Raw genomic sequence first — 19,761 nt, 5'->3', positions numbered from 1 at the left:
CAGGCCCGCTGCGGCATCATCCGACGCTCATGCTGCAACTGAACTCCCTGGGCAAACGCTACGGCGACACCCCCGTCTTCCACGACTTGAACCTGCACCTGCCGCGGGGTGAATTCGTGGCCCTGCTCGGCGAATCGGGCGTGGGCAAGAGCACGCTGCTGAACTGCATCGCGGGGCTGGACCGCGCCGACACCGGGCGGGTGCTGATCGCAGGCACCGACCTGGCCACGCTGGGCGAAGACGGCTGCGCGCGCCTGCGCCGCGAGCAGCTGGGTTTCGTCTTCCAGGCCTTCCACGTGCTGCCGCACCTGACGGTGGCCGAGAACGTGAGCCTGCCGCTGCGCCTGCTGGGCCGCAGCGATGCGGCGCGGGTGAACACGCTGCTGGCCGCGGTGGGCCTGCAGGGCCTGGGTGACAGGCTGCCAGCGCAGCTTTCGGGCGGGCAGTTGCAGCGTGTGGCCATCGCCCGCGCGGTGGCGCACGCGCCGGGGCTGATCCTGGCCGACGAGCCCACCGGCAACCTCGACCCCGACACCGCCACGCGCGTGCTCGACCTGCTGCGTAACGAGGTGCGCGCCACCGGCGCGGCCTGCCTGCTGGTGACACACAGCCAGGCCGCCGCCGCGCGGGCCGACCGCGTGCTGCGGCTCACGCCGGCCGGTGTGCAGCCCGCATGAGCCTGCGCGCGTGAAAAGTCTCTTCTGGCTGCTGGCGCTGCGCGAGTGGCGCCACCACCCGTGGCGCCACGGCGTGGCCCTGCTCGCCGTGGCACTGGGCGTGGCCCTGGCCTACTCGGTGCACCTGATCAACCAGAGCGCGCTGGCCGAGTTCAGCGCCGCGGTGCGCACCGCCAACGGCGAGCCCGACCTCACGCTGCGCGGCGCGCGCGAGGGTTTCGATGACAGCCTCTTCGACCGCATCGCCACCGACCCCGACGTGGCGCTGGCCAGCCCGGTGCTGGAGGTCGACACCTATGCGCAAGGCCCGGCAGCTGCAGCCTCATCGGCCAGCGCCCCCGCACTCGAAGGCCTGCGCAGCAGCGGCCGAATCCCTGTGCGCGTGCTCGGCCTGGACCTGCTGCGCGCCGCGCCCCTGGCCCCGGCGCTGATGCCCAAGTCCGCCGAGGGCGAAGACCGCCTGGTCTTCCTCGACCCCGGCGCCGCCTTCCCCAACCCGAGTGCGCGCAGCGCCACCGGGCAGCCCGAGGGCGGCACGCTGAAGCTGCAGGCCGGCACCCGCTGGGTGCCGCTGCGCGTGGCTGGCACCACCGGTGCCGGCGGCACGGCGCTGGTGGTGATGGACCTGGCCGGCGCGCAGGCGGCTTTCGGGCAGATCGGGCGGCTGTCGCGCATCGACGTGCGCCTGCAGCCGGGTGTCGAACGTGCCGATTGGCTGCGGCGCACCGAGCTGCCCGCGGGCGTGCAGGCGCGCGCCGCCGACGACACCGAGCAGCGTGTCAGCAACCTCAGCCGCGCCTACCGCGTGAACCTCACGGTGCTGGCGCTGGTGGCCTTGTTCGTTGGCGCCTTCCTCGTCTTCAGCGTGGTCTCGCTCAGCGTGGCGCAGCGCACACCGGCCTTCGCGCTGCTGGGCGTGCTGGGGCTCACGGCGGCCGAACGCCGGCGGTGGGTGCTGGCCGAGTGCGCGCTGCTGGGCGCCGCGGGCAGCGTGCTGGGCCTGCTGGCCGGCGCCGGCCTGGCCGCGGCGGCGCTGCGTTTCCTGGCGGGGGATCTGGGCGGCGGTTACTTCCCCGGCATCGTGCCCCCGCTGCAGGTGGGCGTGGCCGGCACGCTGGTCTTCGGCGCCTTGGGCACGGTCTCGGCGGTGCTGGGTGGGTGGTGGCCGGCGCGGCAGGCCGAGGCCCTGTCACCCGCGCAGGCCTTGAAGGGCCTGGGCACCCCAGGCGGCAGCGCGCCGCCCGCGTGGCCGGGGCTGGCGCTGCTGGCGCTGGGCACCGGCGCGGCCTTCCTGCCGCCGCTCTTCGGCCTGCCGCTGGCGGCCTACGTGGGCGTGGCCGCGCTGCTGCTGGGCGGCGTGGCCCTGGTGCCGGCCGTCGTGCACGCGCTGCTGGCCGGGGTGGGCCCGGCACGGCGCGCCACGCTGGGCGCGCTGCCGCTGCTGGCGCTGCAGCGCGCGCGTTTCCAGCGCCGCACCGCCACCGCCGCGGTGGCCGGCGTGGTCGCCAGCCTGGCGCTGAGCGTGGCGCTCACGGTGATGGTGGCCAGCTTCCGCGACGGCGTCACGCAGTGGCTGGCCAGCGTGCTGCCGGCCGACCTGTACGCGCGCAGCGCCGGCAGCGGCGCCAGCGCCGAGCAGGCCTGGCTGCCGCCCGATTTCGCGCAACGCGCCGCCGCCGTGCCGGGCGTGGAGCGTGTGCTGGCCTCGCGCACCCGCGCGCTGCAGATGGCGCCCGACCGCCCCGCCGTGAGCCTGATCGCGCGCGAACTGGCCTCACCGCAAGACGCGCTGCCGCTGCTGGAGGCGCCGCTGCCGCCCGCTGTGGTGCGGCCCGGCGAGGTGGGCGTGTTCGTCAGCGAGGCGATGGTCGCGCTCTACGGCGCGCAAGCCGGCAGCCGCCTCACGCTGCCGCTGGCCGGCCAGCAGGTGCCGGTGCGCGTGCGCGGTGTCTGGCGCGACTACGCGCGCCAGTTCGGCGCCGTGGTGATGGCCGAAGGCGACTACCGCCGCTTGACGAAAGACGATCGCTTGAACGACCTGGCGCTGTGGCTGGCGCCCGGCGCCAGCCCCGCCGCCGTGCAGGACGCGCTGCGCGCCCTGCTGCCCGACCCGGCCATGCTGGAGTTCGCCAGCGCGAGCGAGCTGCGCCAGCTCTCGCTGCGCATCTTCGACCGCAGCTTCGCCGTCACCTACTACCTGCAGGCCGTGGCGATTGCCATCGGGCTCATCGGCATCGCGGCCAGCCTCTCGGCGCAGGTGCTGGCGCGGCGCAAGGAGTTCGGCCTGCTCGCGCACCTGGGCCTCACGCGCCGCCAGGTGGTGGGCGTGGTGGCCGGCGAGGCCGGCGCCTGGGTGGCCGCCGGCACGCTGGTGGGCCTGGTGCTGGGCGTGGCGGTGAGCATGGTGCTGGTGTTCGTGGTGAACCCGCAGAGCTTCCACTGGACCATGGAACTCGTGCTGCCCTGGGGCCGGCTGGCGCTGCTGGCGCTGGCGGTGCTGGCCGCCGGCACCGCCACCGCGGCCTTCAGCGCGCGCCGCGCCTCGGGCCGCGCCGCGGTGCTGAGCGTGAAGGAAGACTGGTAAGGCGAAACCCGTGTGCACCGCACAGGCCAGCGCGTGCCCGTGGCGCCGCCGGGCAGCGCGCCGAAGAACCGGGCGAGGGAACGGGGCCGCCGGCCCGGCCTCATCATGCAGGCCATGAGCACCCTGCCCCACCTGCCTGCCAGCGTCGAAACCTGCCACTGGGGCTTCTTCGATGCCAGCCTGAAGCCGGCGCTGACCGTGGCCAGCGGCCAGCGCTTCACGGTCGCGACGGTCAGCGGCGGCAGCGCGGTGCTGCCGCCGGCAGGCTTCCACGTGCCGCCGGAGCTGCTGGACATCCACGCCCGCCTGCCCATGGCCATGCCCGGGCACATCCTGACCGGCCCCGTTGCGGTGGAAGGCGCGATGCCGGGCGACGTGCTGGAGGTGCGCATCATCGACGTGCAGCTGCGGCAGGACTGGGGCTACAACGTGATCCGCCCCTTGGCGGGCACCCTGCCCGACGATTTCCAGGCCTACCGGCACCTCAACATCCCGCTCGATCGCGAGCGGGGCGTCGCCTTGCTGCCTTGGGGCCTGGCGCTGCCGCTGCACCCGTTCTTCGGCGTGATGGGCGTGGCGCCACCGCCGAACTGGGGCCGCATCAGCACCATCCAGCCCCGCGCGCACGGCGGCAATCTGGACAACAAGGAACTCGGCCCCGGCACCCGCCTGTACCTGCCGGTGCACGCGCCCGGCGCCCTCTTCTCCTGCGGCGACGGGCACGGCGCACAAGGGGATGGCGAGGTGTGTGTCACCGCGATAGAGACGGCCCTGCTGGGCACCTTCGAACTGGTGCTGCACAAGCGGGCCGCGGGCCAGGGCTTGAGCTTTCCGCGAGGGGAAACGCCCACGCACTGGATCACCATGGGCACCGACCCCGACCTCGACCGTGCCCTGGAGATGGCGCTGCGCGACATGATCGCCTTGCTGGGCGAGCACGCCGGCCTCGGCCGCGAGGACGCCTACACCCTGTGCAGCCTGGCGGTGGACTTCCGCATCACGCAGAGCGTCAACGGGCACAAGGGCGTGCACGGCATGCTGCCCAAGGCCCTGATCCAGCGCTGAGGGGGGCGCTCAGGAGCCTGCACGGGGCAGGCCCTCGCGCCGCGCACCGCGCAGCCTCTCGCGCAGCATGAAGAGGTACAGGCTCTCCACCTTCTCGCGCGCCCACGGGGTCTTGCGCAGCACCTTCAGGCTGGAGCCCACGCTGGGCTCGTTGCTGAAGCAGCGCAGGGCCACGCGCTGCGCGAGGCCGTCCCAGCCGTAGTGCGCCACCAGCTCGGTGAGGAGGGCCTCCAGCGACTTGCCGTGCAGCGGGTTGCGCGGCTGCGCCGGCGGGGGTGAAGGGGGCGGCGGCGGAATCGGATTCGACATCGCGCTCAGACGCCCGTCTGGCCGTCGACATAGAGCACCAGCGCGCGCCACGCCGTGCTGTGCGCCGGCGTCGGCACGCCCAGTTGCTGGCCGAGTGCATGCACTCGGCCGGACAGCCAGTTCAGTTCCAGCGGCTTGCCGCGTGCGAGGTCTTCAGACATCGACGAGCGGAAGTTGGCCGGCATGGCCGCCAGTTTCGTCATCACTTCCTCGACCAGGCCGGCGCGCTGGGGCACGCCGGCGGCCTCGGCCACGGCCACCGCCTCTTCGATGAGTTGGCGCTGCAGCGCACGGGTCTCGGGGTGGGCCAGGATGGCGCCCATCGGCGCACGCAGCAGCGAGGTGGTGGCCGACAGCGCGCTCAGTGCGATGAACTTCTCCCACAGCACCGCGCGGATGTCGTCCGTGGGCTTGGCCTGCAACGCGGTGGCACGGCCGCAGGCCTCGAAGAAGGCGGCCATCACGGGGTCGCCACCACCGGCATCGGCCACGATGACATGCAGCCCGCCCGGGCTGCGGATCACGCCGGGCCGGTCGATCACGGCAGAGACGTAGATGACGCCGCCGCGCACTGTCGTCGTGCCGACTTCCGCTTGGATGAGGCCGACGCTGTCGATGCCGTTCTGCAGCGTGAGGATGCGCGTCTGCGGGCCGAGCAAGGGGCCCAGCGCACGCGCCGCGGTCACCGTGTCGCCCAGCTTGACGGCGAAGACAACGAGATCGGCCGGGCCGCTGCGGGCCAGTTCGCGGGCCTCGGCGCTCACCTGCACCTGGGGCAGGTGCAGCGGGTGCTGCGGGTGCTGCAGGTGCAAGCCCCCGGCCTGCAGGGCCTGCAGGTGGGCGCCCCGGGCGATGAAGGCCACGTCTTCGCCCGCCGCCTGAAGCCGCGCGCCCACGTAGGCCCCGACGCCCCCACTGCCCATGATCACGATCCGCATTCGTTCTCTCCATCGCCCCGGTGCAGCCCGCAGCAGGCCGCACCCCAAGCCCGGCGGGCTGTGAATGTGGATCATGCACCGCCACGCAAGGTCGATCGCAGGGCCTCGCTCGAGGCGGCGAGACTCGCGTTACGCTGCCCGGCCGGGCACGGCGCCGCAAGCCGGTGATCCCGAACTTCTCCCCATGACATCCATGATCCGCGCCGACAGAACCGACCGTGGCGTCGAGGCCAAGCCGTGAGCCGCCTCACCCCGCCCAGCCGCCGCCGCTGGCTGCAGGCCCTGGCCGCGCTGGCCGGCACACCCTGGGCCGCCGCAGGCGCAGCCAGCGCCAGCGTGCAGCGCGGCCGCGTGCTCGGCTTCCCGGCCGACCACGGCGCGCACCTCGCCGCGCGCACCGAGTGGTGGTACGCGACCGGCTGGCTGGGCACCGAAGCCGCGCCGACGCACGGCTTCCAGATCACCTTCTTCCGCAGCCGCACCTTCCTGGCCGACGACAACCCGAGCCGCTTCGCAGCGCGGCAACTGCTGTTCGCGCACGCCGCCGTCACCGACATCGCCAGCGGGCGCCACGCGCATGATCAGCGCCTGCAGCGCTGGAGCGGCCAGCCCGGCGCCGCCACCGGCCATGCCAGCACCACGCAGGGCGCGGTGCAACTGGGCAGCTGGACGATGGAAGACGACGGCCGCGGCTGGCGCGTGCGCACCCACCTGAAGCCCACACCCGCGCGCGCCGACAGCGTGCCCCTGCCCGGCAGCCCGCTGGCGCTGGACCTTTACCTCGCCCGCACCCAGCCGCTGCTGTTGCAGGGCGAGGCCGGCTGGTCGCGCAAGGGCCCCGAACCGCAGCAGGCCAGCCACTACTACAGCGAGGTGCAGTTGCAGGCCGGCGGCACCGTGCACGTGGGCGACCGTCCGGCCACCGGCCGTGGCCGCGCCTGGATGGACCACGAGTGGAGCGACGAGATCCTGGCCGCCGACGCCGTGGGCTGGGACTGGATCGGCATCAACCTCTTCGACGGGTCGGCGCTCACCGCCTTCGTGCTGCGCCGTGCCGACGGCAGCGCGCTGTGGGCCGGCGGCAGCCACCGCGCGCCGGGCGGCGCGGTGCGGGCGTTCGGCCCCGACGAGGTGCGCTTCGGCGCCGGCCGCCGCTGGCGCAGCCCGGCCACGGCCGCCAGCTACCCGGTGCAGTGGCAGGTGACCACCCCGGCCGGGGCCTGGACCGTGAACGCGCTGGTCGACGCGCAGGAACTCGACAGCCGCAGCAGCACCGGCACGGTCTACTGGGAAGGCCTGAGCGAACTGCTCGACAGCCAGGGCCGGCGCGTGGGCCTGGGCTACCTGGAGATGACGGGTTACGCGCAGCGGCTGAAGCTCTAGCCGCGGGCCGGTTCAGGCGTCGTTGTTGGGCCGCGGCTGGGCGCGGCGGCGCTCGGGCAGGGTGTCGGTGCGGCTGACGCCGCCCAGGTCCACCGGCGCAGCACGGACGCAGTTGCCGCCCGCGGCGCGTGCCGCGATCAGGGCGTCCTGCGCGTCTTCCACCAGCGCCTGCAGGTTCAGGTGCGCCGGGCGCAGGTGGGCCACGCCGGTGCTCACCGTCACGCGCAGCGGAGCGCCGGCCGGGTGCTCGGGGTGCGGCACTTCCATCTGCTCGGCGCGCTCGCGCAGGCGCTCGGCCACGTCGAGCGCGCCCGTGGCATCGGCATGCACCAGGAAGACGGCCATCTGCGCCGGCCCGAACTGCGTCAGCACATCGGCCGTGCGCAGGGTGGGGGCGGTGAGGCAGAGCAACTGCGCTAGCACCGCGTCGCCCGCGGCCAGGCCACGGGCTTCGCACAGGCGGGCGTAGCGGTCGATGTCCACCAGCACCAGGGCGGCGCCGGTGCCGTAGCGGCGGGCCCGCGCGAACTCGCGCTCGGCCAGGGTCATGAACAGCGCGCGGGGCATGCCGGCCGGCGGGGCGGCGCCGGCGTCGGCGCGGCCACCGCCCGGGGCCAACTCGCGCGCCAGCTTCCAGACCAGCAGCGCCATCGGCACGCCGGCCAGCACCAGCCCGGCCGTGGCACCCAGGGCTGCGCTCCAGGCGCCCGCGGACTCGGCGGCCCAGCCCTGGCCGTTCAGCCAGGGCCACAGGGCCAGCGCCACGGCGCCGGCCATCAGCACGCCGCCCACGCCCAGAAACGCCAGCAGCCCGGCCAGGGACACGGCGGCACGGGCGGGCGGCGGGGCGGCTTCGGTGGCCGGGTGCGGGGTGGGGGCGCTCATCTTGCGAGGGTCTACCCGGGTATTCGACCACAAGCGGCCGCAACTGAAGGGCTGGCTGCAGTTTGGCGCCCTGCAGGCCCCCCGCAACCCGGGTGGGCCGGGGCCGCCGCATAGACTCGCGCCCATGCCCGAGACCCCCACGCGCCCGCCGGGCGCCAGCCCGAAATCCCTGTCGGGCCTGCTGCCCTTCATCCGCCCCTACCGCCTGCAGGTGGGGCTGGCCTTCGTCTTCCTGGTGCTGGCCGCGGCCAGCACACTGGCCTTTCCGGTGGCGCTGAAGGTGCTGATCGACCAGGGCCTCGTGGCCGCCGAGCCCGGCGAGCGCCTGATGCAGCTGCGCGGGCACTTCCTGGCGCTCTTCGGCGTGGCCGCGGCGCTGGGCACCTTCTCGGCAGCGCGCTTCTACGTCGTCAGCTGGCTGGGCGAGCGCATCACGGCCGACCTGCGCAACGCCGTCTACGCCCACGTGCTGCGCCAGAGCCCCGAGTTCTTCGAGAGCACCAAGACCGGCGAGGTGCTGAGCCGCCTGACCACCGACACCACGCTGGTGCAGACCGTGGTGGGCAGCAGCCTGAGCATGGGGCTGCGCAACGTGGTGATGGGCGCGGGCGCGCTGATCGCCTTGATCGTCACCAACCCCTGGGTGATGTCGCAGGTGCTGGGCGTGCTGGTGCTGGTGGTGCTGCCCAGCATCTACTTCGGCCGCCGCGTGCGCAAGCTCAGCCGCGCCAGCCAGGACCGCGTGGCCGACAGCAGCGCCATCGCCGCAGAGGTGCTGGCCGAGATACCGGTGGTGCAGAGCTACGTGCAGGAGGGCCGCGAGGCCGCGCGTTTCGACCGCAGCACCGAAGACGCCTTCGAGACGGCCCGCAAGCGCACCCGCGTGCGCGCGCTGTTGGTGGCTTTCATGATCACCGCCACCTTCGGCGCGCTGCTCTGGGGCCTGTACCAGGGCACGCAGGCCGTCATCGCCGGCAACATCAGCGCCGGCCACCTGGGGCAGACAGTGGTCTTCGTGATCATCCTCGTGGGCGCGGTGGCGGTGCTCAGCGAGGTCTATGGCGACCTGCTGCGCGCCGCGGGTGCGACCGAGCGGCTGATGGAGCTGCTGGCCGCAAGATCGCCCGTGCAAGACCCGGCGCAGCCCCAGGCCCTGCCCGCGGTGCAGGGCGGCAGCGCGGTGAGCTTCGACGACGTGGTCTTCCACTACCCCTCGCGCCCCAAGCAGGCGGCGCTGCAGCAGTTCAGCCTGCACATCGCCGCCGGCGAGACGGTGGCGCTGGTGGGCCCCAGCGGCGCGGGCAAGAGCACGGTGCTGCAGCTGCTGCTGCGCTTTTATGACGTGCAATCGGGCCAGGTGCGGCTGGATGGCGTGCCGCTGCCGGCGCTGCCGCTGGCCACGCTGCGCCAGCGCATCGGCATCGTGCCGCAGGACAGCACGGTGTTCTCCACCAGCGCGCTGGAGAACATCCGCTACGGCCGCCCCGAGGCCACCGACGAAGAGGTCTACGCCGCCGCCAAGGCCGCCTACGCGCACGACTTCATCACCGCCCTGCCCGAGGGTTACGCCACCTACCTGGGCGAACGCGGCGTGCGCCTGAGCGGCGGCCAGCGCCAGCGCATCAGCATCGCCCGCGCGATGCTCAAGAACCCGCCGCTGCTGCTGCTGGACGAAGCCACCAGCGCGCTGGACGCCGAGAGCGAACGCGTGGTGCAGCAGGCGCTGGAAGCGGCCATGGCCGACCGCACCACACTCGTCATCGCACACCGCCTGGCCACGGTGCTGCGCGCCGACCGCATCGTGGTGATGGACGAGGGCCGCATCGTCGACATCGGCACGCACGACGAGCTGGTGGCCCGTGGCGGCCTGTATGCGCGCCTGGCTGCGATGCAGTTTGGCCAGCATCCCGAAACCGGGCAGCCGGGATAATCCGCCGCCATGCAAGACCGCCCCCTCCGCCCCGTTCGCACCCAGTACGAAGACTTCATGCGCCATGTCGCCACGCAAGGCGTGGCCAAGGGCGACCGCACCGGCACCGGCACCACCAGCGTGTTCGGCCACCAGATGCGCTTCAAGCTCAGCGAAGGTTTCCCGCTGATCACCACCAAGAAGGTGTTCCTGAAAGCGGTGATCCTGGAGCTGCTGTGGTTCCTGCGCGGCGACGGCAACGCCAGGTGGCTGCAGGAACGCGGCGTGACGATCTGGGACGAGTGGGCCGGCCCCGACGGCGACCTGGGGCCCGTGTACGGCGTGCAGTGGCGCAGCTGGCCCACGGCCGATGGCGGCCACATCGACCAGATCAGCCAGGTGGTGGAGCAGCTCAAGACCAACCCCGACAGCCGCCGCATCATCGTCAGCGCCTGGAACGTGGCCGAGCTCTCGAAGATGGCGCTGATGCCCTGCCACGCCTTCTTCCAGTTCTACGTGGCGCCGCCGCAGGCGCCGGGCCAGCGCGGCCAGCTCAGCTGCCAGCTCTACCAGCGCAGCGCCGACATCTTTCTGGGCGTGCCCTTCAACATCGCCAGCTACGCGCTGCTGACGCACATGCTGGCGCAGCAGTGCGATCTGGACGTGGGCGATTTCGTCTGGACCGGCGGCGACTGCCACCTCTACAGCAACCACGCTGAGCAGGTGGCGCTGCAGTTGAGCCGCGAGCCGCGCCCCTACCCCACGCTGAAGATCCTGCGTCGGCCCGATTCGATCTTCGACTACCAGCTCGAAGACTTCGCCGTCGAGGGCTACGACCCGCACCCGGCCATCAAGGCGCCGGTGGCGGTTTGACCGCGGCGGCGGGCGCCATGAGCGAGATCGTGCTCATCGCCGCGATGGCGCGCTGCCGCGTCATCGGCATCGACAACGCGCTGCCCTGGCACCTGCCGGAGGACATGGCCCACTTCCGCAACGCCACGCGCGGCCACCCGGTGGTGATGGGGCGCAAGACCTGGGATTCGCTGCCGCCGCGCTTCCGCCCGCTGCCCGGGCGGCGCAACGTGGTCGTGACACGCAACGCCGCTTGGCAGGCCGAGGGCGCCGAGGCGGCGCACGGCCTGGCGGAGGCGCTGTCGCGGCTGGCCGGTGCGCCGCGCCTCTTCGTCATCGGGGGCGCCGAGCTTTATGCCGCGGCGCTGCCGCTGGCCCACACCCTGCTGCTCACCGAGATCGAGGCCGACATCGCCGGCGACGCACGTTTCCCCGCCTTCGACGGCCTGGGTTACGTGGAGGTGGCCCGGGAACGGCACCACGCCGCAGCGCCCAACGATTTCGACTTCAGCTTCGTCACCTACCGGCGCGGCGCAGCCACTCAGCCGGGCGCGGCGTCGGCCTGATCGGCGAGCCAGCGCGGCAGCGCCTCGGCCGGCATGGGCCTGCCGAACAGGTAACCCTGCAGCTCGTCGCAGCGGGCTTCGCGCAGCAAGGCCGCCTCGCGCGGGCGCTCCACGCCCTCGGCCACCACCTTCAGGCCCAGCGTGTGCCCCAGGCCGATGATGGCCAGCGTGATGGCGCGGTCGCTAGGGTCCTCGAGCATGTCGTGCACGAAGCTGCGGTCGATCTTCAGCTTGGTGATCGGGAAACGGTTGAGATAGGCCAGGCTCGAGTAGCCGGTGCCGAAGTCGTCGATGGCCAGGCCCACGCCCAGCGCGCGCAGCGCGTGCAGCTGCAGCAGGTTGCTGCTGGCCTTGTCCATCACCATCGATTCGGTCAGCTCCAGCTCCAGCTGGCCCTCGGGCACCGCGTGGCGGGCCAGGCACTCGCGCACCGTGTTGATCAGCCGTTCGTCGCGAAGTTGGCGGGCCGAGAGATTGATGCTGACGAAAAAGGCCGGCAGCCCGGCCTCGCGCCAGGCTGCGATCTGCGCGCAGGCCTGCTCGATGACCCAGGCGCCGAGCTGCACGATCAGCCCGCTCTCCTCGGCCAGCGGAATGAAGACCGCGGGTGACACCGCGCCCAGCTCAGGGTGCTGCCAGCGCAACAGGCCTTCCACGCCGAGCATGCGCCCGCTGTGTGCGCACACCCGCGGCTGCCAGTGCAGCTGCAGCTGGTTCAGCGCCTGGGCATGGCGCAGCTGGGCTTCCATGTACAGGCGCTGCTCGGCGCGCGCGGTCATCTCCGCGCTGAAGAACTGCGCCTTGTCCTTGCCCCCGGCCTTGGCCTGGTACATGGCGGTGTCGGCGTCGCGCATCAGCAGGTCGATGTCGGTGGCGTCATCGGGGAAGATCGCAATGCCCACGCTGCAGGACACATGCAGCTCGGCGCCCTCCACGCGGTGCGGCTCGCGCACGCGCAGCATCAGGCGCTCGTGCGCGATGTGGGCGGCTTCGTCCACGCTCTCCAGGTCGGCCAGCACGACCACGAACTCGTCGCCGCCCAGGCGGCTGACGGTATCGCCGGCGCGCACCGCGTCCAGCAGCCGACCCGCCACGCTGCGCAGCAGGCCGTCGCCGATGTGGTGGCCCAGGCTGTCGTTGATGTCCTTGAAGCGGTCGAGGTCGATGAACATCACCGCCACCTTGCGCCCCTGACGCTGCGCCTGCTGCACCGCCAGGCGCAGGCGTTCCGTGCACAGGCTGCGGTTGGGCAGTTCGGTGAGCACGTCGTGCTCTGCCAGGAAGCGGATGCGCTGCTCGCTGCGCTTGCGATCGCTGATGTCGATGCTGGTGAAGATGTAGTGCGAGACCTCGCCACCGCCACGGCCGGCCTGCCCGCCCGCTCCGCCCTGCACCCAGCCGCTGGCCTGACGCACCGCGTTGACCATCACCCAGGCCGGGTACTCGCTGCCATTGCGACGGCGCAGGTTGAGTTCGCCCTGCCAGGTGCCGCGCAGCATCACCGTGTGCCACAGCGCCTCGGGCAGGGTGCTGTTGCTGGGGGCCAGCAGCAGCTCGGGCTTCTCGCCCACCACCTCCTGCAGTTCATAGCCGGAGTGCCGCGAGAAGGCCTGGTTGGCGCTGAGGATGCGCCGGTCGGCGTCCACGATGAGGATGCCCTCGCTGCTGGCCTCGAAGACCTTGGCCCACAGCTCCAGCCGCCGCTCCATCAGCTTGAGGTGGTTGATGGGCGCGAAGGCGGTGAGCAGCGCGTCCTGGCCCTGGTAGCTGAGACGCCGCGCCGAGAGCACGGCCCAGGCCGGCTCGGCCCCCGCGAGCCAGCGCACCTCGAACTCGTTGACGGCGCCGCGGTCGCTGAGCTGCTGGAAGAAGCGCGCCCGCACGCCGGGCTCCAGGCCGGCTTTCCAGGGGTCCTGGCGGCGGCCGCCCAGCCAGGCATCGGCCGGCGGGTTGGCGTGCAGCACGTCGTGCCCGGGGATGCTGGTGACCACCAGGGCGATGGGCGTGCTTTCCACGAGGGAACGCTGCGCGTCGGCGGCACGCGCGCTGGCGGCCAGTTCCTTCTGCGCCTCGCGCTCGCGGTCGAGCTGGCCCAGCATCTCGTTGAAGGCTGCCACGAGACGGCCGATCTCGTCGCTGCTGTCCCACTGCGCGCGCAGGCTGTGGTCGCCGGTGCGGCGCACGGTGTCGGCCACGCCCGACAGGTGCCTCAGCGGCCGCGAGATCGAGCGTGCCACCAGCGTCACGATGGCGAGGATGGCCCCCAGCAACGCCAAGGCCAGGCCCAGATGCAGCCACATGCGCTGGTACAGGCCGTCGATGCGGGCATGCAGCAGGCGGTCCATCTGCACGTTGCTGGCGCGCCAGCTGCGCTGCAGCGCCTCCACGAGTGCGCGCTGGGCGTCCCGCGCCTGGCCGAGCGTGGCCTTGGAAGCGCCTTCGTCGGCCACCTGGCGCGCGGCGCGGCGGTAGGCCTCCAGCGCCGTCTCCAGCGCCTGCTGGCTGGGCTGCAGGGCCTGGCGCAAGGCCGGCCCGCCAGCGGCATAGGCCTCGGCATGGTCGCTCTGGATGCCGCGGGCGGTGGCTTCCATGCGCCCCTCGAAGATCAGGAACTGCGTGCGCTGCCCTCCGGTGTCGCGCGCCACCGCTCCGGCCTGCAGCAGCCGGCCGACACCGTGCACCTGCTCCAGCAGTTCTGGATAGCGCAGCACCAGCAGCGACATCGTGTAGTAGCTGTCGAGGTCGGGGTCGAGAATCAGGTTGCTCTGGTTGCCCACGCGGGTCAGCAGGTCACGGCCCTGGGCGAGCACCTTGTCCACACGCTGCGCACGTTCTTCCTCGGGCGATGCGCCGGCGGCTTGCAGCGCACGGGCCACCTGCGCTGCCAGCTCGGCGCTGTCCATGCCCCTTCCCAGCGCACGCTCGGCATCGAGCACGGCTCCGGCATGGCCGCTCAGGCGCGTGCGCTCGTTCGCTTCGCCGGTGGCCGCAAGGGCGGCGTCCACCAGCGGGTCGCGAACGGCCTGCACATAGGCATTGCCCTGCACTTCCTTGCGGGCGAAGTCGATGGCGATGAACTTCTCGTTGATGAGGATGCCGCTGATGAAGATCACCGCCGTCAGGTCCAGCAGGTAGATCAACAGCAGCTTGCGGCTGACGCTCAACCGCCCGAGCAGGCGCGTGTAGGCAGCACCGGCGCCAGAAGGTGGCCGGGGCGCCGGTGGGGCGGTCCAGGCAGGTGCTGCGGGCAAGGTCGGGGGCGCTGCGGGCATTCGGTGTCTATCGGCCGCTGAAGGGCGGTCTGAAATCCGTGTCAATGCAACAAGCACGTTTGGGGCCCGGCCATGCGCCCCCCCTGGGCCAGTGCACGCCAAAACACGGATCGGCACAGGCCCCGGTTGCCAAGAAGGGCCATGCCGGGTTCAGAATCGGCCATGCCCCAGGACGCCCCGCCAGCTGCTGGCCCGCCCGCAACCGACAGCCCCAGCGGGCTGCTCCAGCTGGTCTTTGAACACGCCGGCGAAGGCATCAGCGTCTTCGACAGCCAGATGCGGCTGGTGGCGTGGAACCGCCGTTTCCTGGAAGCCACGGGTCTGCCAGCCGAAGCCGCCCGCGTCGGGCAGCCCCTGGAGGCCCTGCTGCGGCTGATGGCGCAACAGGGTGAGTTCGGCCCGCTGCCCGACGAGGCCGCGCTGCAGGCCGAAGTGCAGCGGCGCTACCTGGCGCTGCGCGACGGCCCGCCCTCGCTGGTGCAACGCCTTCGCCCCAACGGGCGCACGCTGGAGCTGCGCCGCACGCCCACGCCCGGCGGCGGCTTCGTGATGCTCTATGCCGACATCACCGACCGCGTGGGCGCCGAGGCCGCGCTGGCCGAGCGCCAGCGCATGCTGGCCTTGCTGCTGCAGCGCACCGAGCAGGGCTACTGGCACATCGACAACGAAGGCCGCACGGTCGACGCCAACCCGGCCATCGGCCGCATCCTGGGCGTGCCGCACACAGCGCTGATCGGCCGCAGCATCTTCGAGTTCGTCGACGAGGCCAACGCCGAGGTCTTCCGCCAGGGCATGCGTCAGCGCGATGCCGGCCTGCCCGGCGGCTACGAGATCACGCTGCGCCGCGCCGATGGCAGTTTCCTGCACTGCTTCAACAACGCCACGCCCATCTTCGACGCCCAGCAGCGCAAGATCGGTGCGGTGGGGCTGATCAGCGACATCAGCCCCTTCAAACGCGCCGAGCAGCGCCTGCGCGAAGCGAGCGAAGCGCTGGCGCGGCAGTCGCAGGTGCTGGCCGACACGCTGAACAGCCTGGACCAGGGCGTTCTCAGCATCGACAGCCAGGGGCACATCAACGCCTGGAACCGCCGCACGATCGAGCTTCTGGAACTGCCCGAAGAGCTGATGCACCACGTGCGCACCTTCGACGACCTGCTGCGCTACCAGACCGAGCACGGCATGGTCGATCCCGGCCCCGGCAGCGGTCTGCGCGGCCGCCCCGCGGTGTACCAGCGCCGGCGGCGCGACGGGCTGCTGCTGGAGGTGCACACCCACACCAGCGAAGACGGCAGCGTGGTGCGCACCTACACCGACATCACCGCCGAGGCCCAGGCGCGGCACGCCTTGCAGGAAAGCGAGACCCGCTTCCGCAGCATGGCCGACGCGGCGCCAGCCCTCATCTGGCTCTCGGCCGCCGAGGGCAAGGCCACCTGGTTCAACCAGCGCTGGCTGGAGCAGACCGGCCGCACGATGGAACAGGAGCTGGCCTGCCCCTGGCCCGAGCGCATCCACGCCGACGACCTGGAACGCTGCCGCGCGGCCTACCGCGAGGCGGTGGGCGAGCGCCGCCCCTACTCGGTGGAGTACCGGCTGCGGCGGCACGACGGCAGCCTGGTCTGGATCGTCGACAACGGCATCCCGCGCGTGGGCGAGGACGGCAGCTTCGAGGGCTACATCGTCTACGGCTGGGACATCACCGAGCGCAAGGCCTCCGAGGTGGCGCTGCGCGCCGCCAAGGAAGAAGCCGAACGGGCGAACCGGGCGAAATCGGAGTTCCTCTCTCGCATGTCGCACGAGCTGCGCACCCCGTTGAACGCGGTGCTCGGCTTCGCCCAGCTGCTGGAAAACGACAGCGACCACCCGCTGCTGCCCTTGCAGCGCAGCCGTGTGGAAGAACTCATGCGCGGCGGCCGCCACCTGCTGAGCCTGATCAACGACGTCCTGGACATCGCCCGCATCGAGGCCGGCGCGCTGCAGCTCCAGCTCAGCGCGGTGCCGCTGGACGAGGTGGTGGGCGACTGCCTGCGCCTGGTGCAGCCCATGGCCGACGAGCGGCGGGTGCGGCTGCTCGACCAGCGGCCACACCGGGCCGCTGCATCGCCAGGCCCGCAGGTGCGCGCCGACCCGACGCGGCTCAAGCAGGTGCTGCTGAACCTGCTCTCCAACGCCATCAAGTACAACCGCCCGGGCGGCCAGGTGCGGCTGGCCTGGTGCGCCGAACCGGCCACCGGCACGCTGCGCGTCGATGTCGAGGACAACGGCCCCGGCATCGGGCCCGGCCAGCAGGAGCGGCTCTTCCAGCCCTTCGAGCGGCTGGACGCGGCCCACTCGCCCGTGGAAGGTGCCGGCATCGGTCTGGCCTTGAGCAAGTGGCTGGTGGACCTGATGCGCGGCGAGATCGGCGTCAGCAGCCGCCGCGGCGAAGGCAGCCGCTTCTGGGTGCGCCTGAAGCTGGCCGAGACTGAAGCCGAGGCGGCCGGCGGCGTCGACAGCCGGCCCCAGCCTCTGGCACCGGCCCCGGGCGGCCCCCCAGCGGCGGCGACCACCCCGGACACCTCGGCAGCGGCCAAGACCGTGCTCTACATCGAGGACAACGTCGTCAACCAGTTGCTGATGCAAGGCATGCTCTCGATGCGCCCGGGCCTGCGCCTGCTGGTGGCCGGGCTGCCCGAGACCGGGCTCGTGATGGCGCTGCAGGCGCGGCCCGACCTGGTGCTGCTGGACATCCAGCTGCCCGGCATCGACGGCTACGAGGTGCTGCGCCGCCTGCGCGCCCAGCCCGCCACGCACGATGTGCCGGTGGTGGCCGTCAGCGCCAACGCGATGCAGAGCGATCTGCAGGCCGCCGAGGCTGCGGGCTTTGCCGACTACGTGACCAAGCCGCTCGACCTGGCGCGGCTGCTCTCGGTGGTGGACCGCCTGCTCGCAGGCTGACGAAAAGCGGCCCGGGCAGGCCTCTCAGGCCGCTCAGGCCGTTCAGGCCGCGCTGGCCGCCCAGGCCCGCGAAGCAGCGCGCAGCCGCTGCGACAGGTGCACCGCGATGTTGCGGTACAGGCAGGCGGCCAGCGGCGGGTCTTCCTGCTGCAGGCGGCGCAGCACCGGGCCGTCGAGCATGAACACCTCGGTGGCACCGTGCGCGACGGCATCGCCGCTGCGTCCCTGGCCGTCGAGCATGGCCGTCTCGCCCAGCATCATGCCCGGCGACAGGCTCACGAATCGCTGCCTCGGCCCGCCCGCGCCCGGGGGTGCGGCCCCCAGCACGTCGACGGACCCGGCGGTGATGACGTAGAACCGGTCGCCTGGGTCGCCATGGCTGAACAGGCGCTCGCCGTGCTGCAGTGTCACGCGCTCGAAGCAGGCGGCCAGGCGGGCGCGCTGCGCCGCGTCCAGGCCCGCCATCAGGGCCGACTCCACGAGCGGCACGGTCTGGCTCAGCGGCACCACGCCAGCGTCCCGCAGCAACTGCAGCTCGGCGGCCTCGATGGCGTGGTCGGTGTCGGGTGCGCCGTGGGCGGCGATGAAGGCTTCGCCGACGAAGGGCAGCAGCATCTCGCCGTGCCGCGTGCCAGGCCCGACGCCAGCCAGGCGCAGCGCGATGCCGCGGTCGGCCAGGCGCCGCGCCAGTTGCGACAGCACCACCGCCCCCGAGGTGTCGATGAGGCTGATGCGGCGCAGATCGAGCACGAGCGTGTGGCAGCTCGCGTCCAGGGCCTCGGCCTGCTCGGCCACGCGGTCGGCACTGCCGAAGAAGAGCGCGCCCTCCAGTTCCAGCACGGTGATGCGCGCACGCAGCGACTGCAGTCGCGCTTCGTCGTCGGCCAGGTAGGTGCGCCGCGATGGCGTGGCCTCGGCCGTGCGTTGCGTGCGCACGAGCGATCGGTTCATGGTCCGCACGAAGAGCAGCAGCGAAAGCAGCGCCCCGGCGGCCACCCCGGCCGGGAAGCCGAGCACCACGGTCACGGCGCACACCAGCACCACCACCAGCAGTGCCAGTTGCACATCCACCGTGCGCAGGCCGCGGCGCCACTGCTGTGCCAGACCCAGCGACCACAGGTCGGCCATCAGGCCGGCATTGATGGCCATCACGGCGCCCAGCACCACCATCGGCAGCAGCGCCAGCAGCGGCGTGGCGAACAGTCCCAGCAGCGCAAAGCCCGCGCAGCACAGCAGCACGCAAGCGCGCGTGCGCCCACCGGCGCTGCGCATGCGCAGCGCGCGCGGCCGCAGGAACATCAACGGCAGCCCGCCCAGCAGCCCCGAGCCGATGTTCGCGAGCCCCAGGGCCAGCGCCTCGCGCCGCGGCGGCGTGCGCGTGTGGCAGGTCTGGTCCATGGCCAGGCTGTTGAGCACCAGTTCCAGGGTGCCCACCAGCGCCATCACGAGGCCGGCCGTCAGCGCGGCAGCGGCGTGCCGCAGCAGCAGCGCATCGGGCGTGCCGGCGGCGTACGGGGCCAGCACGTCCCAGCGCGGCCAGGCCGGCGGCAGCGCGCCCGCCATCGGGCCCAGCGGCCACTGCGGCCACTGCAGGTGCACCAGCGCAAACAGCGCGCAGCCGACGGCGATGCCGGTGGCGGTGGCCGGCAGCCGGGGCGCCACGCGCGGCAGCCCCAGGATCACGGCCACTGTGCACAGGCCCACCGCCAGCGTGGCCGGCTGCACGGCCGGCAGGTCGCGCCAGCCTTGGGCATGCAGGGCATCGGCGGGCCAACCCAGCAGCAGCGGCACCAGCGCCAGGAAGGCCAGCAGGGCCACGCCGTTCATGAAGCCGGCCAGCACCGGCTGGGGCACGAACTTGGCAAACCGCAGCAGGCCGGAGAGCCCCAGCGCCACCTGCAGCACGCCCATGGTGACCACGGCCGTGGCCACCAGGGCCAGCAGCACCTGAACTGCGCCCGGCTGCGCGAGATCGAAGCCCGGGTCGGCGGCCACGCGGGCGACGAGGCCGCCCACCACCAGCACGGGCGTGGCCGAAGGCCCGGCCGCCGGCACGGGCCCGCGCGAGACCAGCGCGAAGATCGCCCCGCCCACCGCGCTGGCCAGCAGCGCGGCGGGCATGCCCAGCGCTGCGGCGCCGCCGCCCAGCGCGGCGAAGGCCATCAGGCCCAAGGTCAGCGCCGGCCCCAGGCTGAGCAGCAGGCCCGCCAGGGCCGAGCGCGTTTCGCTCCAGGCCAGCGCAAGGCCGACGGCTGGGCCCTCAGGATTCGACGCGGACATCAACAAGGCGTGGGCGGGCAGTGAGCAACACGCCGCATGCTAGGGCCTGCAGGGGGCCGGCGACCCCGGTGCTTGCCAGCGGCTCGCCAAGGTCCGCCGCTTCCCCA

Annotated in this window: 13 protein-coding genes; 8 read left to right on the top strand and 5 right to left on the bottom strand. The window is 72.7% G+C overall.

The annotated features are described in order from the left end of the window. Positions 1 to 29: 29 nt before the first annotated feature. From EOE66_RS14330 to EOE66_RS14320, 3 genes are all read left to right on the top strand, one after another. Positions 30 to 677, top strand: a complete 648-nt coding sequence (locus EOE66_RS14330; protein ID WP_128229406.1) for an ABC transporter ATP-binding protein — start codon at positions 30 to 32, stop codon at positions 675 to 677. A gap of 10 nt (positions 678 to 687) precedes the next feature. Next, on the top strand, positions 688 to 3,261 hold the full coding sequence (locus EOE66_RS14325; RefSeq protein WP_128229405.1) for an ABC transporter permease: 2,574 nt from the start codon (positions 688 to 690) through the stop codon (positions 3,259 to 3,261). A gap of 114 nt (positions 3,262 to 3,375) precedes the next feature. Beyond that, positions 3,376 to 4,326 carry an acetamidase/formamidase family protein gene (locus EOE66_RS14320; RefSeq protein ID WP_128229404.1) on the top strand — a complete coding sequence of 317 codons (951 nt, stop codon included), beginning with the start codon at positions 3,376 to 3,378 and terminating at the stop codon, positions 4,324 to 4,326. 9 nt (positions 4,327 to 4,335) lie between these two features. Here EOE66_RS14320 and EOE66_RS14315 read toward each other — a convergent pair whose 3' ends face one another. Together EOE66_RS14315 and EOE66_RS14310 are read right to left on the bottom strand one after the other, a co-directional pair. Then, positions 4,336 to 4,635, bottom strand: coding sequence for a VF530 family protein (locus tag EOE66_RS14315; protein ID WP_128229403.1), 300 nt, complete (start codon positions 4,633 to 4,635; stop codon positions 4,336 to 4,338). Between the two features lie 5 nt (positions 4,636 to 4,640). Then, positions 4,641 to 5,573 (bottom strand): ketopantoate reductase family protein, encoded by a 933-nt coding sequence (locus EOE66_RS14310; protein WP_164885114.1) that lies wholly within the window; start codon positions 5,571 to 5,573, stop codon positions 4,641 to 4,643. A gap of 237 nt (positions 5,574 to 5,810) precedes the next feature. Here EOE66_RS14310 and EOE66_RS14305 point away from each other — a divergent pair, with 237 nt between their 5' ends. Continuing rightward, positions 5,811 to 6,956: a lipocalin-like domain-containing protein gene (locus EOE66_RS14305; protein WP_205702707.1), complete on the top strand. Its 1,146-nt coding sequence runs from the start codon at positions 5,811 to 5,813 to the stop codon at positions 6,954 to 6,956. A 12-nt stretch (positions 6,957 to 6,968) separates the two neighbouring features. Here EOE66_RS14305 and EOE66_RS14300 read toward each other — a convergent pair whose 3' ends face one another. Continuing rightward, positions 6,969 to 7,841, bottom strand: coding sequence for a diguanylate cyclase (locus tag EOE66_RS14300; protein WP_245479044.1), 873 nt, complete (start codon positions 7,839 to 7,841; stop codon positions 6,969 to 6,971). Between the two features lie 124 nt (positions 7,842 to 7,965). Here EOE66_RS14300 and EOE66_RS14295 point away from each other — a divergent pair, with 124 nt between their 5' ends. The 3 genes from EOE66_RS14295 to EOE66_RS14285 are packed head-to-tail and all read left to right on the top strand — an operon-like array spanning position 7,966 to position 11,168. Further along, a complete protein-coding gene (locus tag EOE66_RS14295) occupies positions 7,966 to 9,771 on the top strand; it encodes an ABC transporter transmembrane domain-containing protein (protein ID WP_128229401.1) in 1,806 nt (601 codons plus the stop codon). 9 nt (positions 9,772 to 9,780) lie between these two features. Beyond that, positions 9,781 to 10,623 (top strand): thymidylate synthase, encoded by an 843-nt coding sequence (locus EOE66_RS14290; protein WP_128229400.1) that lies wholly within the window; start codon positions 9,781 to 9,783, stop codon positions 10,621 to 10,623. Positions 10,624 to 10,640: 17 nt separating this feature from the next. Then, positions 10,641 to 11,168 carry a dihydrofolate reductase gene (locus EOE66_RS14285; RefSeq protein WP_128229399.1) on the top strand — a complete coding sequence of 176 codons (528 nt, stop codon included), beginning with the start codon at positions 10,641 to 10,643 and terminating at the stop codon, positions 11,166 to 11,168. On the opposite strand, the gene EOE66_RS14280 is transcribed toward EOE66_RS14285, so the two are convergent. Then, positions 11,144 to 14,344: a bifunctional diguanylate cyclase/phosphodiesterase gene (locus tag EOE66_RS14280; protein ID WP_245479066.1), complete on the bottom strand. Its 3,201-nt coding sequence runs from the start codon at positions 14,342 to 14,344 to the stop codon at positions 11,144 to 11,146. The genes EOE66_RS14285 and EOE66_RS14280 overlap by 25 nt on opposite strands. Positions 14,345 to 14,602: 258 nt before the next feature. Here EOE66_RS14280 and EOE66_RS14275 point away from each other — a divergent pair, with 258 nt between their 5' ends. Next, positions 14,603 to 17,374 (top strand): PAS-domain containing protein, encoded by a 2,772-nt coding sequence (locus tag EOE66_RS14275; RefSeq protein ID WP_164885113.1) that lies wholly within the window; start codon positions 14,603 to 14,605, stop codon positions 17,372 to 17,374. Positions 17,375 to 17,416: 42 nt separating this feature from the next. On the opposite strand, the gene EOE66_RS14270 is transcribed toward EOE66_RS14275, so the two are convergent. Further along, positions 17,417 to 19,537: an SLC26A/SulP transporter family protein gene (locus EOE66_RS14270; RefSeq protein WP_375137485.1), complete on the bottom strand. Its 2,121-nt coding sequence runs from the start codon at positions 19,535 to 19,537 to the stop codon at positions 17,417 to 17,419. Positions 19,538 to 19,761 lie beyond the last annotated feature (224 nt).

This window comes from Rubrivivax rivuli, assembly GCF_004016505.1.
Classification (GTDB): domain Bacteria; phylum Pseudomonadota; class Gammaproteobacteria; order Burkholderiales; family Burkholderiaceae_C; genus Rubrivivax; species Rubrivivax rivuli.
This window is presented reverse-complemented; position numbering and strand designations above follow the sequence as displayed.